Here is an 18352-nt window from a genome sequence, read left to right on the forward strand (position 1 = left end):
CTATTAGGGCGCTCCGGCGCCTTGCGATCGCACGCACCAGACGCCGCGGGGCCCACCCTTCGGGCGGACGACGGGACTTTCAAAACACGCCCTAGCGCTGCTCGCCGACGGGGGGCGCCGCGGCGTCACCCGGCAGGAACACGGCGTCGCGTCCGGCGAGCTTGGCGCGGGCCAGGCCGATCATGGCCGTGGAGCTGTCCACTCCGCTGACCCGGTGTCCCTGTTCGGACGCGAGCAGCGACAGGCTGCCGGTGCCGCAGCCGAGGTCCAGGACGTCTCCGGGCGGGGCGGGCAGCCAGTCCCGCAGGCGTGCGGCCCAGGCCCGGCGCACCTCGGGATCGCGCAGGCCGTGGTCGGGCTCGTCGTCGAAGGCGGGCGCCGCCGCGTCCCAGTCGGTCGTCGGCACGGCCGTCCTCCTGTCATGGTTCGTCGTCATACGCCCGAGAGTGACACGCGCCACTGACAGTCGAATCGTGACAACGGCCACTGACAGAACGACGAAGGATGAGGAAGTCTCCGCGAATGGGTCTACCTCCGTGAAAAACGCGGAAGACAGTAGGCACCGAAGGAGGCAGCCATGCGCCGCATCACCGTGCAGAAGCCCCTGAAAAAGTCGGAGTCGCGCCGGACTCCCCGTGAGAACAAGGACGAACGCCCCGCGGGACGGCCCGAGATCCGCGAGGACATCGCACGAACGTGGTGGCCGGACGGCTGACCGGCCGGCTCAGCTCAGGCGCTTGCGGTAGTGGACGCGGTCGTAGGGCCCGTCCACTCGGCGTTCCACGGCCTCGTAGCCGAATCTCGGGTAGATCGTCCGGTTCTCCCACATCATGGCGTTGGTGTAGAGCCTGATCTCGGGCAGCGCGAGGGCGCGCGCGTGCGCCTCCACGAACTCCAGCAGCCGTCGCCCGACGCCGCGTCCGTGCGCGTCGGGGTGGACGGCGATGCTGTCGAGGAGGAGATGGTCCTCGTGGGCCTCGACGACGACCAGCCCGATCACTCGCGGCATCGGTCGACGTTCTTCACGGCCGCCACGTCGGCGGCCTCGGCGGGGCGGATCCCGTCGTGCGTCATGCCGTGCACGGTAGCTACCTGAGCGCAGGCTCAGCACTCCCTTAACGGCAGCATAAGGATCACTGTCACCCGCCTCCAACAGGCGATTTCGCGGTTCTCCCGGGCTAGCTTGCTGATCGCCCCCCACGGGTCCAGCACAGCAAACGCCGACTGTTTCCCAGGAGTTCCCCATGCCCGCACGCCGCAGGGTCGCCACCACCGCCTCCGTCGCCGTTGTCGGTGTCGTGCCGCTCGCGCTGACCGCGCTGGCCGCCTCGCCCGCGGCCGCGCACGGTTCGATGGGCGACCCGGTCAGCCGGGTCTCGCAGTGCTACGCGGAGGGCCCCGAGAGCCCGAAGTCCGACGCCTGCAAGGCGGCCGTCGCGGCGGGCGGTACCCAGGCGCTCTACGACTGGAACGGCATCCGCATAGGCGACGCGGCCGGGCGGCACCAGGAGTTGATCCCCGACGGCAAGCTGTGCAGCGCGGGCAGCGACGCCTTCAAGGGCCTGGACCTGGCCCGCGCCGACTGGCCGGCGACGAGCGTGAGCAGCGGCGCGTACACCTTCAAGTACCGCGTGACCGCCCCGCACAAGGGCACCTTCAAGGTGTACCTCACCAAGGAGGGCTACGACCCGACGCAGCCGCTGGCCTGGGGTGACCTGGACCTGCAGAACCCGGTGGCGACGGTCACCGACCCGGCCGCGTCCGGCGGCTTCTACACGTTCTCCGGCACGCTGCCGGAGCGTTCCGGCAAGCAGGTGCTGTACGCGGTCTGGCAGCGCTCGGACAGCCCGGAGGCGTTCTACTCCTGCTCGGACGTCACCTTCGGCGACGCGAGCGGCGGCAGCGGTTCGGGGACGGGTTCGGGCACGGATTCCGGGACCGGTTCCGGGACCACGACCGACGACTCCCCCGCGCCGACCGCCTCCGCGCCCTCCGAGGAGCAGATCGAGGACGGCGCCGACGAGTCGACGATCGAGCACAACGGCCACGGCGACCAGGACGCCAGTACGTCGGCGGACCCCGTCGCCGGGAACGAGGGCGCCGGCGAGGAGCCGGCGGTGGCCGCCGCCAACGAGCCCAAGGCGGCCGGGGCCACGGAGAACCTCGCCGAGACCGGCGGCGACAGCAGCACCCCGTACCTGGCGATGGGCGGCGCCGCGACCCTGGCGCTGGGCGCCGCCGCCCTGTTCATGTCGGTCCGGCGGCGGGCCGCGGTCGGCGGCCGGCACAGCCGCTGACCCTGACCCTGCCCCTGACACGAAGGAACTCCGGGGCCTGACGGGCGGCTCAGGCCGGTCAGGCCCCGGCGGGGCTCAACTGAAGACCGACGCGCAGGTGGTGGCCTTGGCGCGGGCCGGGTCCAGGGCGTTGGCCACCTCGTGGAAGGCGATCCGGTCGAACAGTCCGATCGCCAGATGCTCGGACAGGTCGACCGGACACAGGTCCTGGAGCAGGACGTTGCGTACGTCGGTCCCGTTGAGGAACTGGCTCCGGTACGGCGTCACGACCTGGTCGTACTTGGTCGCGATGACCGTGTACTTGACGCCGGGCACAGTGTCGCCGCCCGCGTTGAGCTTGGTGAGGAAGGCGGAGCCGACGATCTGGTCGGCGAGTCCGGGCGTGGCGGCGGAGAGCAGGTCCTCGGCGCCCGGGAAGAAGGGCAGCAGGTTGGTCAGGCCGGACAGGTTGGTGCCGTGGTTGTCGGGCGCGATGCCGACGAGGGCGTTCACCTCGGCCGCTCCGCCGAGGAACTTCAGGTAGTAGCGGGGCATCATCCCGCCCTGCGAGTGCCCCACCAGGTCCGCCTCGGCGGCGCCGGTCGCGGCGAGCACCTTGTCGACGAAGGCGTCCAGCTGCTCGGCCGACTTGTCGATCGGGCCGAGGCCGTGGAAGAACGGCACGCCGGGCAGCTGGCCGTAGTCGAGCGAGAAGACGCAGTAGCCGCGCTTGGTCAGATAGGGCGCGAGGCCGAGCCAGTTGTCGACGGAGTTGCCGAAGGTGCCGTGCACCAGGACGACGGGGCGCGGGTGGGCGGCGGACGGCTTGCAGGAGTAGTCGTTCCAGCCGCTGCTGGTGGCGGTCTCGGCGGCATGGGCGGTGGTGGCGGCGGGGACGACGGCGACCGCGGCGGTCAGCAGCAGCGCGGCGAGGGGTCTGAACACACTCTTCCAGGGCAGCATCGAGTGATCTCCTTGCGGCTCAAGGGAGGTACGACGGCCTTACGCCCTGTGATCCGGATCACGGGATGCTGGTTCAACTGCCAAGTTACGGACGAGTAGTTCAAGGGGGAAGTTACGCGTCAGTAAAAACTTCCAGTGGTAACCGGTGCTGGGTGTAGTGGGGCTGACGAAACGTCACCAGGCGGGCTTGATGGGACCATAGGGCGCGATACGGGCCAGCCCGTCGCGCAACGCCCGCAGTTCACCCTCACCGAGCAGTTCCCCCCAGGCCCGCACGGCGTCGGCCATCGCCTCCTCGGCCGCCCGGGTGCAGGCCCGGCCCCGCTCGGTCAGGACGACCAGCCGGGCCCGCGCGTCCCCGGGGTGCGGCCGGCGCTCGACGTACCCCTTGCGAGCCAGCTCGTCGACGAGCTGGCTCGCGGCCTGCTTGGTCACCCCGAGATGCGCCGCCAGCTCGGTGGCGGTCGCGCCGTGCGGGGCGAGCCGGGCGAAGGCGAACCCGTGGGCGGGCCGCAGTTCCTCGAAGCCCCGGGCCGCGACCCCGTCATTGATGCGCCGGGTCAGTTCACCGGCGGCGGCGAGCAGGGCTGCGGACAGGGCGACGGCCTCGGAGTTGTGCACGCAGGCATTGAAACACCCTTGACGATACGGTCAAGCCGCTTGACCATGGAGACCGACCAACTGGTCAAGCAACTTGACCAATTACCCCAGGGGGAGACCCATGCCCGTGATCCGCTCGTCCAACGCCGTCACCCACGACATCCACGGCGTCCGCTTCGTTTCGTACGCGACACCCCGTACCGGCAGCAAGGAGCTGTGCGCCTGGCGGGGCGAGGTCCCGCCGGGGACCAGGGCTCCCGCCCACACCGTGAACCGGGAGGAGATCCTGCACGTCCTCGTCGGGAATCTGCGGGTCACGGTGGACGGCCGCACCGACGACATCGCCGCGGGCGACACCCTGATCGTCAACCCGGGCGCGACCCTCGCCGTCGAGAACCCGACCGAGCAGACCGCCCTGACCTGGGTGACCACCTCCGTCGGCCTGTCCGCGGAGCTGGCCGACGGCACCGTGCTCACTCCCCCGTGGGCGAACTGACCCGCCCGCGTCCAGGACTCCGGCCCCGCCCGGGACTCCCCGCCCCGTCCGGGACTACCGGACGCGGGCGGGACTACCGGACGCGGGCGGGACTACCGGACGCGGGCGGGGTTCACGCCGCCAGCACCCCCGGCACCACCGCCCGGGGCCCGAACCTCGCCCGCAGCCGGTCCGCGACCTCCTCGATCCGCCGCGCCTTCTCGTCCACCGGGTCGAAACTGAGCTGGTACGAGGCCCCTTCGGCGGGGTCCAGCCCCTCCGCCCGCAGCGCGACCGCCCGCACCCGGGCCCGTTGCAGCCCCAGCGCCTCGTACATCCCGTACGCCACCCGGGTCAGCGCGGCCGAGTGCGCGGTCGGCTCCTTCAGCACCCGGCTGCGCGTGGTCGCCGAGCGGTCCGCGTACCGCACCGTGAGCGTCAGCGTCCCGCACACCTGGTCCAGCGCCCGCAGCCGCGCCCCCAGTTCCTCGGCGGCCGAGACCAGCGCCCGCCGGTGCCGGTCGGGATCCAGTTCGTCGCGCCCGAAGGGCCGTTCGGTGACCAGGGACCGGGCGATGCCGTCCGGCACCACCCGCCCGCGGTCCACCCCGTTGGCCTTCTCGTGCAGGTCCCGCCCCGCCTTCGCCCCGACCAGCCGTTGCAGCGTGGACAGCGGCGCGGAGGCGACCCGGCCGAGACTGTCCAGCCCGTACTCGCACAAGGTGCGCGCGGTGGCCGGGCCCACCCCCGGCAACGCCGTGACGGGCTGCCCGGCGAGGAACTCCACGATGCCGTCCCGCTCCTGCGGCACGACACGGGTCACTCCGGGCCGGGCGTCCCGCAGCGCCATCCGGGCCAGCATGGTCCCCGGACCGGCCCCGATCACACAGTCCACGCCGTACAGCGCGAGCGCCCGCACTCGGATCACGGAGGCCAGTTCGACCGCGCTGCGCCCGAAGTACCGTTCGGCGCCCCGCAGATCGACCAGCGCCCCGTCCGGCGGCAGGGCCTCGACGACGGGCGAGAACTCCTCCAGCAGCCCGAGCAGTCCGGGCAGGGCCGCCTCGTACATCGGCGGCAGCTGGAAACGTACGCAGAGGATGGTCATCCCGCACTCCCCGGACTCTGATGCCACAACTTCCTTGTCTGCGAGGGCTCCTGACCCGCGGGACGCAGATCGGCCCACGGATGCATTTCGTATCCGGTCGGCATCTGGATGCGCCGGCCGCCGGTCGGGTCGGCGCCACCCTCGGGCACGGGCTCCGCGAGCCGTGCCGCCACCACGTCGAGCCCTCCTTCCGCGCGCAGTTCGGCCAGTTCGGCGAGGTTCCAGGCGGCGCTGCCCACCACGCTGAGGCTGCGCGGCCCGCGCCGCTGGACGACCCCGCGCACCAGCAGCAGCCAGGAGTGGAAGACGGTGTGCGCGCAGGCGTCGTGGGAGTCGTCGAAGAAGGCGAGGTCGACCAGGCCCGTGCCGTCGTCGAGGGTGGAGAAGATGACCCGCTTGCCGGACCGGATCGGCGGGGTCTGGGTGGCCGCCTTGGCGCCCGCGACGAGGACCGTGTCGCCGTGCCGCGCCTCGCGCAGCCGGCGCGCGCCGACCACGCCCAGCTCGTCCAGGAACTCCCGGTGGTCGTCCATCAGATGGCGCGAGGTGTCCATCGACAGCACGCCCAGCTCGGCGCTGAGCCGCTCGGCGGAGGACAGGTCGGGCAGCCCGGCGGACGCGGTGCTCCGCCCGCCGGCCAGCGGCAGTTGGCCGCCTCCGGCACCCCGCGCGCCCCGGTGCAGCTCGGTCAGGTGCAGTTGCAGATCGCGCCGGTTGGCACCGAACGCGTCCAACGCGCCGACCTGCGCCAGCCGTCCGGCCAGAGGACGGCTGGGCCTGGCCCGCTCCCAGAAGTCCAGCAGCGAGGCGTACGGCTGCCCGTCCGCGATCCGCGCCGCCTCGGCCTCGCTGATGCCGTGCACATCGCTGAGGGCGAGCCGCAGTCCCCACACCGAAGGCAATTCAGACACCAGTTCGATACGGTGGGCGACCGCCGACCGGTTCACGTCCAGCGGCAGGATCGGCACCCCGCGCCGCCGCGCGTCGGCCAGCAGCAGCCGCTTGGGGTACATCCCGGGATCGTGGGTGAGCAGCCCGGCGTAGAAGGCGGCCGGGTGGTGCGCCTTCAGCCAGGCCGACTGGTACGTCGGCACCGCGAAGGCGACCGCGTGCGCCTTGCAGAAGCCGTACGAACCGAAGGCCTCGACGATCTCCCAGGTCCGCCGGACCGTCTCCGCGTCGTAGCCCCGGGCCGCCGCGTGCTCGGCGAACCAGAACCTGATCCGCCCCTGGGACTCCGGGTCGGACAGCCCGCGCCGCACCCGGTCCGCCTCGGCGCGTCCGCAGCCGGTCATGATGTCGACGATGTCGATGACCTGCTCGTGGAAGACGACGACCCCGTAGGTCCCCTTCAGCGGCTCCTCCAGGTCGGGGTGCGGATAGCGCACCGGCGCCCGCCCGTGCCGGGCCTCGATGAACGGCCGCACCATGTCGGCGGCGACCGGGCCGGGCCGGAAGAGCGAGATGTCGACGACCAGGTCGTGGAAGGTGGCCGGCTGAAGCCGCCCGACCAGGTCCCGCTGGCCCGGCGACTCGATCTGGAAGCAGCCGAGCGTCTCGGTGGAGCGGATCAGCGCGTACGTGGCCGGGTCGCCGGGCGGTACGGCGTCCAGGTCGAGCCCCTCCCCCGTGGCCCGCTCCACCTCCGCGACCGCGTGCGCCATCGCCGACTGCATCCGCACCCCGAGCACGTCCAGTTTGAGCAGCCCGAGGTCCTCCACGTCGTCCTTGTCGAACTGCGACATGGGAAAGCCCTCGCCGCTGGTCGGCACGACCGGCGTACGGGCGAGCAGGGAGGCGTCGGACAGCAGCACTCCGCAGGGGTGCATGGCGACTCCGCGCGGGAGGGCGTCCAGGGCCTCGGTCAACTCCCACAGCCGCCCGTACTTCTCCTTCTCCCCCGCCAGTTCCCGCAGTTCGGGCAGTTCCTCCAGGGCCGCGCGGGCGTCGCGGGCGCGGATGTGCGGGAAGGACTTGGCGATCCGGTCGATGTCCGCGGGGTCCATGGACAGGGCCGCGCCGACGTCCCGGATCGCGTGGCGGACCCGGTACGTCTCGGGCATGGCGACCGTGGCCACCCGCTCGGTGCCGAACCGGCCGATGATCGCGCGGTAGACCTCCAGCCGGCGCGCGGACTCCACGTCGATGTCGATGTCGGGCAGCACCGAGCGGCGCTCGGACAGGAAGCGCTCCATCAGCAGCCCGTGCTCGACGGGGTCGGCGTGGGCGATACCGAGGAGGTGGTTGACGAGCGAGCCCGCGCCGGAACCGCGCGCGGCCACCCGGATGCCCATCCCCTTCACGTCGTCCACGACCTGAGCGACCGTCAGGAAGTAGGAGGCGAAGCCGTGGTGGGCGATGACGTCCAGTTCCCGGTGCATCCGCTCCCAGTAGGAGCGCCTCCCCGTGTAGCCGCGCAGCACCATGCCCGCCGCCGCCCGCGAGGCGAGCACCCGCTGGGCGGTGCGCCGGTCCGCGCCGACCAGGCGCGGCTCGGGGAAGTGGACGGTGCCGATGCCGAGGTCGTCCTCGGGGTCGACCAGGCACTCGGCGGCCGTGGCCCGGGTCTGCTCCAGCAGCCGGTGGGCGGTGTCGCGCCGGAAGCCCGCGGCCTCCACGATCCGCTCGGCGGCGTGCAGCATGGCGGCGCCGTCCTTGAGCCAGGCCTCACCGGAGTCCAGCCCCTTGGCGGGGTCGACGGGGACGAGCCGGCGGGCGGCGTCCAGGATGTCGGCGACCGGGCCCTGTCCGGGGTCGGCGTAGCGGACGGCGTTGCTGAGCACCGGCCGGACCCGCTGCTCGGCGGCGAAGCCGACGGTACGGGCGGCCAGCCGCAGGGAGCCGGGTCCGGTGCCCTCGCGGCCGTGCCAGACGGCCTCCAGACGCAGGGCGTCGCCGTAGACCTCCCGCCAGGGGATCAGCAGCCGGGCCGCGCGGTCGGGGCGGCCGGCGGCGAGGGCGCGGCCGACGTCGGAGTCGGGGCCGAGCAGGACGGTGAGGCCGTCGCCCCGGTTGTCGGCCCGGGGCAGCAGCGGCGGGCCTTCACCGGTGTGCGATGCCGTGACGATTCCGCAGAGGTCGGCCCAGCCGCGGGCGCCGTCCCGGGCCAGAAAGGCGACCCGGGGTGTCGACTCGTCGATGAAGGCACCGCCCCGCACGGGGGTGCGGCGCCGCTCGGCCCCCTGCCGCCGCGCCTCGGTCCCGGCCCCCTGCCGCCGTACGGCCCCTTCCCGCGCCGCGGCCCCCTCCCGCCGTACGGGGTCGAGGTCCTCCACCGCCAGTTCCGCGCCGAACAGCGGGCGGACCCCCGCCTTCGCGCAAGCCTTGGCGAAGCGGACGGCGCCCGCGAGGGTGTCGCGGTCGGTGAGGGCGAGGGCGTCCATGCCCCGTTCGGCGGCGCGCTCGGCCAGCCGCTCCGGATGCGAGGCGCCGTAGCGCAGGGAGAACCCGGAGACGGTGTGCAGATGCGTGAACCCAGGCATCCGCACCTCCAAAATCGAACATCAGTTCCCGACTGCCACACCCCCACCATAGACCAAATCTCGAACGCATGTACGACAACCGTTCGACCCTCCCCCACCTGCGAAAACGCCCGAAGCACCCGCCCTGCGCCCGCACGCAAGGAAGTCCCGCCCCTCGCGCGAGGGGCGGGACTTCCGTCGGACGTGTGCGAGATCTCAGCCGATCTCGGTACCCGTGGCCGACAGCGCCTCGGTCACCGGCTGGAAGAAGGTCTCCCCGCCGGAGGTGCAGTCACCGCTGCCGCCGGAGGTGAGGCCGACCGCCTTGTCGCCGGAGAACAGCGAGCCGCCGCTGTCACCGGGCTCGGCGCAGACATCGGTCTGGATGAGCCCGTTGACGATGTCGCCGTTGCCGTAGTTCACGGTGGCGTCCAGGCCGGTGACCGCGCCGGAGTGGACCTGGGTGGTCGAGCCGCTCCGGGTGACCTGCATGCCGACCGTCGCGTCGGCCGCGCCGGAGATCGCCTGCGCGGAACCGTCGTAGAGGTTGACCTCGCTCGGGTGGTCGACCTCGGCGGTGTACTTCACCAGGCCGTAGTCGTCGTCCGGGAAGCTGGACACCTCGTTGGTGCCGAGCTGGTTCCCTTGAGCGTCCTGCCAGTTGGTGATGGACTCGGTGCAGTGCCCCGCGGTCAGGAAGAACGGCTCCCCGCCCTTGACCACGTTGAAGCCGAGCGAGCAGCGGCCGCTGCCGTCGGTGATGGCGTCGCCGCCCGCGACGAAGGGCTTGAACTCCCCCTTGGTGCGCTGGAGTTCCGCCGTCGCCCCGAGCCCGTCGACGACCTCGGTGAGCTTGGCCCACTCGGTGTCGGAGACCGTGCGGTCCGCGGTGACCACGACCTTGTTGGCCGTCGGGTCGGTCACCCAGGAGGTGCCCGGGATGGTCGCGTCCTGCTTGAGCGTGCCGCGCGCGCTCTTCAGCTCGGCGAGGGAGTTCGCCACGACCCGCGCCTTGGCGCCGGCGGCCTCGACGGTCTCCGCCGCGCCCTCGTCCAGCACGTTCACGACGAGGTTCTTGCTCTCCGCGTCGTAGTACACGCCGGCCGTGTCCGCGCCGAGGTTCTTGACCAGCGTCGAAGCGAGCTTTCCGGCCGCCTTGACCGAGAGGGTCTCGGGCGTGGCGGTCGTCGAGGACTCGCTCGCGTTCGCAGTCTGGAAGGTGACACCCGCGGCCACCAGTGCGGCGATGCCCGCACCAGCCGCTGCGGCCCGCCGCTTGGGTATGCGTCGGTGCTTCAACTCACGTCCTCCTGTGGGGGGTCGATCCGGAGGTTGTGGGGACCTCCGGACCGGAAGGCGTTCGGTCACAGAGGCGGCGTACAGCAAAATGCCGCGTCCGTGCCGGTTGATCGGCGCCCACTATTCCGACCCTCACAGGGAGCACACAAGGTCGACTTCCGGACGTACACACGGAGTTCACACCTTGCCCCCGCATCCTTGACCGTGCACGGTCACCGCGGGCCCGTTCGCACTGCAAACTACTACCCGCGAGTAGCAATGTGCGGCGCATGAGGTCCACGCCTGTCCGGAAGCAGGCCCGTCGGGCCCGGAACACCCGCGCCCCGGACAGGGGTGAGCCCCCGTACGCCGGTCGCGTACGGGGGCTCCGGTGCTGTCGACCGCGTGTCCGGGTGAGGCCTAGAAGACGCTCATCCCGTAGGCGTTCAGGGCCTCCACAACGGGCTGGAAGAACGTCGTACCGCCCGAGGAGCAGTTGCCGCTGCCGCCCGAGGTCAGACCGTAGGCGGTGCCGTTGCTGCCGTAGAGCGGGCCACCGGAGTCGCCGGGCTCGGCACAGACGTTGGTCTGGATCATGCCGTAGACGATGTCGCCGCCGCCGTAGTTGACGGTCGCGTTCAGACCGGTGACGGTGCCGGTGTGGATGCCGGTGGTGGAGCCGTCACGGATGACGCTGGTGCCCACGGTCGGGTTGGCGGCCCGGACGATGTCCGTGTTGCCCGCGGTGCCCGACTTGGTGATCGTGGTGTTGGTGTACCGCACCAGACCGTAGTCGTTCGTCGGGAAGCTGGAGCCGGAGGTCGGCCCGAGCACCGTCGTACGGCCCGAGTTGGAGTACCACGTACCCGCGCCGTCGGTGCAGTGACCGGCGGTCAGGAAGTAGTAGGCGCCCGCGCTGTTGCGGACGTTGAAGCCGAGGGAACAGCGCCAGCTGGTCGCGTAGATGGCGTCGCCGCCCGCGATGTACTTCTCGAACTTGCCCGCGGTGCGCTTGATGGTGAGGGCGTCGGCGTTGCCGCCGGCCTGCTCGCGGATCTGGGCGATCTCCGCCTCGGAGACCGTGCTGTCGACGGTGACGACGACACGGTTGTTCTTGCTGTCCACGACCCAGGCGGTGCCCGGCACGTCGGCCTTGAGCACGGAGCCGCTGGCGCTCTTCAGCTCCGCGGAGCTGAAGGTGGTGGGGGTGTCGGCCGCGTTCGCGCTGGGGATCGCGATGGCTGCGGCGGCCACGAGGCCGGTCGATACGGCGATCAGCCGGGTCCGTCTCGTGATTCCGCTGCGAGGGGTGGTGCGCTTGATCCTCACTTTTCGTTCCTCCACATGGGAAGTCGGGGGCCCTCGTGGGGTTTCGGGCCCGTGAGGCGCAGTCAGGGGCCGGGGCTGTCCGGATTCCGAACATGCCGTGCCCCTGACAAGCGCTGTGGGGGAGTATTCGGCCGCACGCCCGACCGGCGCAAGAGCGCCTTTCGGCCGTCAAGCTTTGAACCATCTGTGCGCCGACCGTGCGGCCACGGGCCGCCCGCGGCCCGGCGCGCGAAGCGGCCGGGCCGGTGACGATCATTCACGAACGCAGGCGCGAGCGGCGGTACGGCGGAGTGCCGCCGGACCCTCGCCCGCCGGGCGCCCTCGGATCCGCGCCACCCCGGCGCACCCGGCCCGCCTCAGCAGTCGCAGCCGCAGTCGCAGCCGTCACAGCCGCAGGTGTCACAGCAGTTGCTGCAGCAGTCACAGCAGTTGCAGCAGTCCCCGCACGCGCTGCAATCGCAATTCGCACACGGCCCCTGCCGTCGCTCCCCGGACCAGGGGCCCTCGTACTCACCGCAGCACACCTGACAGGTACAAGCCAATCCCACCCACACCGCGCACCCGGCAATCAACCCGCGTCGATTCCGTCGCGGCGGCTCCGGGGGCAGCCCGGGACCGCCCGGCCCTCCGGGCGGCGCGTAGGGCCCGGCCAGGTGCGAGCAGGACGACGATCCGAACGCCCGGTCCACCGACCGCCGCAGCTCGTGCACCAGCAGCAGGTGCGCCAGCTTCGGATCGGTGAAGGTCACCTCGCGCAGCGCGAGCCGGATGCCGTGCAGCGCGTCGTCGGCCAGCCGCCGGGCCTCCGTCAGGGGCGTCCCGGTCGCGGTCAGCGGGTTCCACGCTCCCGACGCGGCGTCAGTTTCCCTGTCCTCCACGGCGTCCAGCAGATGCGCGAGCCGGCCGAACAGCCGGCCCGCCTCGGCGAGCGGCTCCGCGTTGCCGGGCCGCCCGGCCAGAACCGCGGTGTGCGCGAAGGCCGCCCCGGTCGCGGTCTCGGTCGGCTCGGTCACCACCAGCAGCGAGGTGCCCGGCCCGGCCAGCGCCTCGATCCCGGTCTGCCGCTCCACCGCGTCCACCAGCAGACCGGTGTCGAAGCCCACGGCGGACCCGCCGCGCGCTCCCGCGGCGTCCCAGCCGGCGGCGACCCGGCGCGCGGCCGGCGCCATCGGCCTGCGCGCCAGCAGCCCGTCCCCGTCGGCGAGATGGTCCCGCACCTTGGCCGAGGCCAGCACCAGCGACACCGCCGCCGCGAGCCGCGCCCCCTCGCCCCGCGCGACGGAGGCGGTGCGCATCCCGCGCAGCGGACAGGGCCCGGCCTTGCGCCGCAGCCCGTCGGCCGCTTCGGCCTGAGCCTCCGTCAGAATCGATATGAGCAGCCCGTCGTAGTTGGTCACCACCCGGGCGAACTGACCGTGGTCCCCGCGCAACGCCAGGCAGAGACCGCACAGATGAGCCATCCACTGACCGGCGAGGCGCTCCCCCAGCCGGTGCCGGCAGGGCCTGACCATTCCGAACACGACGTTCCCCCGGGGTTCGTACGACTGGAGCCGCCGCATCGTACCGGCCGCCCCCACGGCCCCTTCCGCGGCCTCCCGGTTCACCCGTACGCACCGCGCCTCACCCATACGCCGTGAAGAATCATATTTCACTCACAGTCAGCAGCCATGTGGGGCAGGCCCCTTGGCACTACTGGGCTCTCGACGTACGCGCCGTGCACCAGTACCGTCACAAACCCCCCGCGCGGCGTCTATCCACTTGGCGCGCCGTCCGCATCATGGATGACCATAGGGATGCGGAAAGCAAGAAAGACCGCTGTGAGAGGAGGCGTCCATGGGATCGGTGCGCAAGGCGAGTGCCTGGCTGGGCCTCGTTGACGACAACGATGACGAGCGTTACTACGACGACGACTACTCCGAAGGGACCGAGTCCGGGGAGGCCTGGGTCACCGACCCCCGGGTCAAGGTGGCCGCGGACGTCGCCGAGGAGAAGGGACGCCGGATCGGCACGGTCACCCCGGACAGCTTCCGGGACGCCCGCGCCATCGGCGAGCTGTTCCGGGACGGCGTCCCGGTGATCATGAACCTCTCGGCCATGGAGGCCACCGACGCCAAGCGCGTCGTCGACTTCGCGGCCGGTCTGATCTTCGGCCTGCGCGGTTCGATCGAGCGGGTGTCCACCCGGGTCTTCCTGCTGACCCCGGCCGACACGGAGATCATCAACGGCGAGCCCGCCGCGCACCGCGCGGACGGTTTCTTCAACCAGAGCTGAGGCAGGGCCGATCGTCGGCCCTGCCCCCTCGGGGGTTCACCGGAAGGCGTCGAGCCCGGTGAGCGCCTTGCCCAGCACGAGCTGGTGCATCTCCACGGTGCCCTCGTACGTGAGCACCGATTCCAGGTTCGTCGCGTGCCGCATGATCGGGTACTCCAGCGAGATCCCGTTGGCACCGAGGACCGTCCGCGCCGTGCGGCAGATGTCGATGGCCTCGCGGACGTTGTTGAGCTTGCCGAAGCTGACCTGCTCGGGACGCAGGCGGCCGGCGTCCATCCGCCGCCCGAGATGGTGCGCGAGCAGAATCCCCTTGTGCAGTTCGACCGCCATGTCGGCGAGCTTGGCCTGGGTGAGCTGGAAGCCCCCGATGGGCCGCCCGAACTGTTCCCTCGACTTCGCGTAGTCGACCGCCGCCTCGAAACAGGAGCGCGCCGCGCCCATCGCGCCCCAGACGATGCCGTAGCGCGCGTGCGACAGACAGCTGAGCGGTCCGCGCAGCCCGGTGACCTCGGGCAGGACCGCCTCGGCCGGCAGCCGCACCTCGTCCATGACCAGCTCGCTGGTGACCGAGGCGCGCAGGGAGAGCTTGTGCTTGATCTCGGGGGCCGAGAAGCCGGGGCTGTCGGTGGGCACCACGAAGCCGCGGATGCCGTCCTCGGTCTGCGCCCACACGACCGCGACGCCGGCCACGGACCCGTTGGTGATCCACATCTTGCGGCCGGTCAGCACCCAGTCGGAGCCGTCGCGCTTGGCGTACGTCCGCATGGAGGCCGGGTCGGATCCGTGGTCGGGCTCGGTGAGCCCGAAGCAGCCGATGACCTCGCCGGAGGCCATCCGCGGCAGCCACGCCCGCTTCTGCTCCTCGCTGCCGAAGCGGTGGATCGCGTACATGGCGAGGGAGCCCTGTACGGAGACCAGTGAGCGGATGCCGGAGTCGGCGGCCTCCAGCTCCAGACAGGCGAGCCCGTACTGGACGGCGGAGGCGCCGGCGCAGCCGTAGCCGCTCAGCGACATCCCGAGGGCGCCGAGGGAGCCCAGCTCGCGGGCCAGCTCCCGGATGACGGGCAGCTCGCCGGTCTCGTACCACTCGGCGACCTGCGGCAGGACCCGGTCGGCGGCCCAGCGGCGGACGGTGTCGCGGACCGCGAGGTCCTCGGGCTGGAGGAGGTCGTCGATCCCCAGCGGATCGGCGGGATCGAACGGGGGCAACGGCATGGGAGACCCTCCGGCAGCTCAAAACTAGCAGTGCTAGTCACGGGTTGAAGGCCGACGTTACGACGCAGTCTCCACCACGTCCAGCCTCCTCAGGCGGAGACCGGGGTCTCCGCGACCTCCCGGGGCGCCGGAACCTCCACGGGCGCCGCGACCGGCTCCTCGCAGTTCATGGTCCGCGGCAGCCGCAGCGCCATCACCGCGCCGAGCAGCAGCAGGCCCGCGCTGACCAGCAGCGTCACATGGAGCCCGTGCACGAAGCAGTTCCGGGCCGCGTCGCGCAGGGTTTCACCCGCGGTGCCGCCGAGCCGGCCGGCCACCTCGTAGGCCTCGCCCAGCGAGTGCCCGGCCGCCGCGGACGCCGAGGCGGGCACCCCGGGCACGGAGGACAGACCGGGGGTGTACGCCGCGTTCATCACGCTGCCGAGCAGTGCGATGCCGATGCCCGCGCCGAGCTGGTAGGAGGTCTCGCCGATCGCCGCCGCGCCGCCCGCCTGCTCCGGCGGGGCCTCGCTGAGCATCGACTCGTACGCCCCGAACAGCGTGGTCTCCAGGCCGAAGCCCAGCAGCACGAACCCGGACAGCATCAGCGCGGGATTGTCCGTCCCGCCCATCGCGGTCAGCAGGACGACCGCGAACGCCGTCAGGCAGAACCCGGCACACACCATGGCGCGCGGCCCGAACCGGCGCAGCATGCGCGCGCCGGCCAGTCCGGCGCCCATCGCCGCGATGGTCAGCGGCAGCAGCCGCAGCCCGGTCTCCAGCGGGGACAGATCGAGCACCAGCTGGAGGTACTGGGCCGCGATCAGCTCCAGCCCGACCAGGGCGAGCATCGCCAGGACGATGCAGCCGACCGAGGTGCTGAACGCGGGACGGGAGAACATCCGCAGGTCCACCAGGGGGTGCTTGCGGCGTCGCTGGCGTCGTACGAAGAGGATCAGCAGGGCGGCGCCCAGCAGCAGGGGGAGCGCGGTCATCCCGTCCAGATCGCCTCCGCCGAGGCGCTTCACGCCCAGCACCAGGCCGAACAGGCCGGCCGCCGCCATCAGCGCGCCGACCACGTCCCAGGGGCCGTCCGCCGCGCCCTTGGACTCGGGCAGCAGCAGCCGGCCCACGGGCAGGCTGACCAGCATCAACGGAATGTTGACGAGGAAGACGGAGCCCCACCAGAAGTGCTCCAGCAGGAAGCCGCCGAGCAGCGGTCCGACGGCCGCGCCGACCGCGGCCACCGCGCTCCAGATGCCGATGGCGAGCGCGCGCTCGCGCCGGTCGGGGAAGACCTGGCGGAGGATCGACAGGGTGGCCGGCATGATCATCGCGCCGCCGACGCCGAGCAGCGCCCGGGCCACGATCAGCACCTGGGCGGTGTCGGCGAGGGCGGCCATCGCCGACGCGACGCCGAACAGGGTGTAGCCGAGGAGCAGGATCCGTCTGCGGCCCACGCGGTCACCGAGCGTGCCGAAGAGAATCAGCAGCGAGGCGCAGACGAGCGGGTAGATGTCGACGATCCAGAGCAGCTCTATGGCGCCCGGCCTGAGGTCCTCGGTGACGGCGGGTACCGCCACGTGCAGCACGGTGGCGTCGACGGCGACCAGCAGCAGGCTGACGCAGAGGACGACGAGGACGACCCAGCGGTTGGCACCGGCCCCGGCAGCCCGACGGCGCAGCACAGCGGCCGTGGTCGTACCGGACATGTACGTACCTCCCAGACGTTCCCCCGACTTCGGCGGGCTCACGAGGTGGGGACTCCCCGTGACTCGGCCGGAGAGGAGCGGTGATCCCCGGCCCGCGCAACGAAGCGAGTGACTCGTCAGGGTACGCGAGTCCGCGCTGGTGGCGAGTGGCGGACCTCTCAGACTCCGGACTGAACACGTGTGGCGTACGCCACGTCCCGCCCTGGTGGGGAACGCCCCGGCGGGCCGTCCGGTTCCTGGCTCCCCAGATAATCGGGCCCGTGACCGATCTTTCCGCGCACGCGCGCCGCGCCGCTCCGGCCCTGCTGGGCTACGCCGCCGTGCGCGCCCTGGGCCTGACCGTGCTGGCACTGTGGAGCGCCGCGCGCGACAAGAGCGGGTACACCCTGCTGACGGCCCGCTGGGACTCGCTCTGGTACACGAGGGTCGCGGAGCTGGGGTACGGCTACGAGGTACGGCTGCCGAACGGCGACATCCACTCCAACCTGGCCTTCTTCCCGCTGCTGCCGTGGCTGGAGCGGATCCTCGCCGCGGTCACCCCGCTCTCCTCCGCCGACGCGGGGTTCCTGGTATCGGCGCTCGCCTCGCTCGCCGCGGCCTGGGGGATCTTCGCGGTCGCCGATCATGTGCACGGCCGCCGGGCCGGGGTCTGCGCGGTGCTGCTGTGGGCGGTGCTGCCGGTCGGGATCGTGCAGTCGATGGCGTACAGCGAGTCACTGTTCACCGCGCTGGCGACCTGGTCGCTGTACGCGGTGCTGACCGGGCGCTGGGTCACCGCGGGCACGCTCGCCCTGCTGGCCGGGCTGACCCGTCCGGTCGGGCTGGCCGTGGTGGCGGCGGTGTGGGCGGCCGGCATCGCCTCGTTCGTGCGGGACCGACGTGCGGCGCGCGAGGGCCGCGCGCGGGCGTCCGAACACGCCCCCTCCCCCGCCCCCGGCACGACCGTGCCCGGCGCGTCCGCCACCCGGCGCGCCCTGGGCATGCTGCTCGCGCCCCTGGGCGCCGCCGGCTACGTCCTGTGGGTGGGCCACCGCACCGGCGGGGGCCCGCTCGGCTATCTCGACGTCCAGGCCGGCTGGCGCAACGGCTTCGACGGCGGCTACGCCTTCGCCCGGTTCGTCGCCGAAAAGTTCACGTCGTCTCCGACGGCCCTCGCCGGGCTCGCGCTGATCGCCGGGGTGGCCGCCCTCGTCTGGCTGTACATCGTCTGTCTCCGACAGGGTCAGCCGCTCCCCCTGCTGGTGTACGCGGGGATCGTCCTCGCCCTCGCGCTCTGCGCCTCCAGCTACTTCGGCTCGAAACCGCGCCTGCTGCTGCCGGCCTTCCCGCTGCTGCTGCCGCCCGCCGTGGCCCTGGCCCGGCAGACGACGCGCAGGTCGGCCGCGGTGCTGGGCGCGGTCGCGGTGGGGTCGGCGGTCTACGGGGCCTTCTGGCTGAACGGCTCCGGGCCGCCGTGACCCGTTCGGGCACACCCGGTGATCGCCAAGAGAATTCAGGACCAGCTTTCGGTGAACGAATTCAAAAGCGGTATAAAAACCCTGTGCCGGAATGATCAAAGGAATTGAAGGGCTCAGTCGCCGCCGAATGCGAAGTCGCAGGAAATAGGGCGCCCGCTGAGAGGAATCCCACATCACATCGTCATCACAAACCGGTGGATTCGACGGGCTTCCCAGCTCACTCGCTGT

Annotated in this window: 14 protein-coding genes and 2 pseudogenes; 5 read left to right on the forward strand and 11 right to left on the reverse strand. The window is 71.9% G+C overall.

Annotated elements, in window-relative coordinates:
• Positions 1–94 precede the first annotated feature (94 nt).
• Positions 95–436: pseudogene (locus AB0E07_RS33390) on the reverse strand (class I SAM-dependent methyltransferase); the annotation flags it as partial.
• 141 nt (positions 437–577) lie between these two features.
• On the opposite strand from AB0E07_RS33390, the gene AB0E07_RS33395 reads away from it, so the two are divergent.
• Positions 578–715 carry a hypothetical protein gene (locus tag AB0E07_RS33395; protein WP_362260519.1) on the forward strand — a complete coding sequence of 46 codons (138 nt, stop codon included), beginning with the start codon at positions 578–580 and terminating at the stop codon, positions 713–715.
• A 9-nt stretch (positions 716–724) separates the two neighbouring features.
• Here the strand turns inward: AB0E07_RS33395 and AB0E07_RS33400 are convergent.
• Positions 725–1074, reverse strand: a pseudogene (locus AB0E07_RS33400) (GNAT family N-acetyltransferase).
• A 170-nt stretch (positions 1075–1244) separates the two neighbouring features.
• Between AB0E07_RS33400 and AB0E07_RS33405 the strand changes: the two are divergent.
• Positions 1245–2297, forward strand: coding sequence for a lytic polysaccharide monooxygenase (locus tag AB0E07_RS33405; protein WP_362260521.1), 1053 nt, complete (start codon positions 1245–1247; stop codon positions 2295–2297).
• A 75-nt stretch (positions 2298–2372) separates the two neighbouring features.
• On the opposite strand, the gene AB0E07_RS33410 is transcribed toward AB0E07_RS33405, so the two are convergent.
• Complete coding sequence (locus tag AB0E07_RS33410; protein ID WP_362260523.1) at positions 2373–3239, reverse strand: alpha/beta fold hydrolase; 867 nt, start codon at positions 3237–3239, stop codon at positions 2373–2375.
• Positions 3240–3413: 174 nt separating this feature from the next.
• The gene (locus AB0E07_RS33415) at positions 3414–3860 is read right to left on the reverse strand and encodes a MarR family winged helix-turn-helix transcriptional regulator (RefSeq protein ID WP_362260525.1); all 447 of its coding nucleotides are present in this window, start codon (positions 3858–3860) and stop codon (positions 3414–3416) included.
• Between the two features lie 100 nt (positions 3861–3960).
• Between AB0E07_RS33415 and AB0E07_RS33420 the strand changes: the two genes are divergently transcribed.
• On the forward strand, positions 3961–4335 hold the full coding sequence (locus AB0E07_RS33420) for a cupin domain-containing protein (protein WP_362260527.1): 375 nt from the start codon (positions 3961–3963) through the stop codon (positions 4333–4335).
• A gap of 112 nt (positions 4336–4447) precedes the next feature.
• Here AB0E07_RS33420 and AB0E07_RS33425 read toward each other — a convergent pair whose 3' ends face one another.
• The 5 genes from AB0E07_RS33425 to AB0E07_RS33445 all read right to left on the reverse strand — a co-directional run bounded on the left by AB0E07_RS33425 (position 4448) and on the right by AB0E07_RS33445 (position 13001).
• Positions 4448–5422 (reverse strand): hypothetical protein, encoded by a 975-nt coding sequence (locus AB0E07_RS33425; protein ID WP_362260529.1) that lies wholly within the window; start codon positions 5420–5422, stop codon positions 4448–4450.
• On the reverse strand, positions 5419–8904 hold the full coding sequence (gene dnaE / locus AB0E07_RS33430) for a DNA polymerase III subunit alpha (protein WP_362260531.1): 3486 nt from the start codon (positions 8902–8904) through the stop codon (positions 5419–5421). Before dnaE ends, AB0E07_RS33425 begins: the two co-directional genes overlap by 4 nt.
• A 195-nt stretch (positions 8905–9099) precedes the next feature.
• Positions 9100–10182: a S1 family peptidase gene (locus AB0E07_RS33435; RefSeq protein ID WP_362260533.1), complete on the reverse strand. Its 1083-nt coding sequence runs from the start codon at positions 10180–10182 to the stop codon at positions 9100–9102.
• A gap of 399 nt (positions 10183–10581) precedes the next feature.
• Entirely contained in the window at positions 10582–11490 is a 909-nt protein-coding gene (locus tag AB0E07_RS33440) for a S1 family peptidase (protein WP_362260535.1), read from the reverse strand.
• 356 nt (positions 11491–11846) lie between these two features.
• The gene (locus tag AB0E07_RS33445) at positions 11847–13001 is read right to left on the reverse strand and encodes a DUF5685 family protein (protein WP_362260630.1); all 1155 of its coding nucleotides are present in this window, start codon (positions 12999–13001) and stop codon (positions 11847–11849) included.
• 322 nt (positions 13002–13323) lie between these two features.
• Here AB0E07_RS33445 and AB0E07_RS33450 point away from each other — a divergent pair, with 322 nt between their 5' ends.
• Entirely contained in the window at positions 13324–13761 is a 438-nt protein-coding gene (locus AB0E07_RS33450) for a cell division protein SepF (protein WP_362260537.1), read from the forward strand.
• A gap of 36 nt (positions 13762–13797) precedes the next feature.
• Here the strand turns inward: AB0E07_RS33450 and AB0E07_RS33455 are convergent, their stop codons facing one another.
• Together AB0E07_RS33455 and AB0E07_RS33460 are read right to left on the reverse strand one after the other, a co-directional pair.
• Positions 13798–14976, reverse strand: a complete 1179-nt coding sequence (locus AB0E07_RS33455) for an acyl-CoA dehydrogenase family protein (RefSeq protein ID WP_362260539.1) — start codon at positions 14974–14976, stop codon at positions 13798–13800.
• Positions 14977–15065: 89 nt separating this feature from the next.
• On the reverse strand, positions 15066–16667 hold the full coding sequence (locus AB0E07_RS33460; protein WP_362260542.1) for an MFS transporter: 1602 nt from the start codon (positions 16665–16667) through the stop codon (positions 15066–15068).
• A gap of 260 nt (positions 16668–16927) precedes the next feature.
• On the opposite strand from AB0E07_RS33460, the gene AB0E07_RS33465 reads away from it, so the two are divergent.
• Positions 16928–18124 carry a glycosyltransferase family 39 protein gene (locus tag AB0E07_RS33465; RefSeq protein WP_362260544.1) on the forward strand — a complete coding sequence of 399 codons (1197 nt, stop codon included), beginning with the start codon at positions 16928–16930 and terminating at the stop codon, positions 18122–18124.
• Positions 18125–18352: the final 228 nt, after the last annotated feature.

It is taken from the genome of Streptomyces sp. NPDC048002 (assembly GCF_040653275.1).
In the GTDB taxonomy this organism is placed as follows: Bacteria; Actinomycetota; Actinomycetes; order Streptomycetales; family Streptomycetaceae; genus Streptomyces.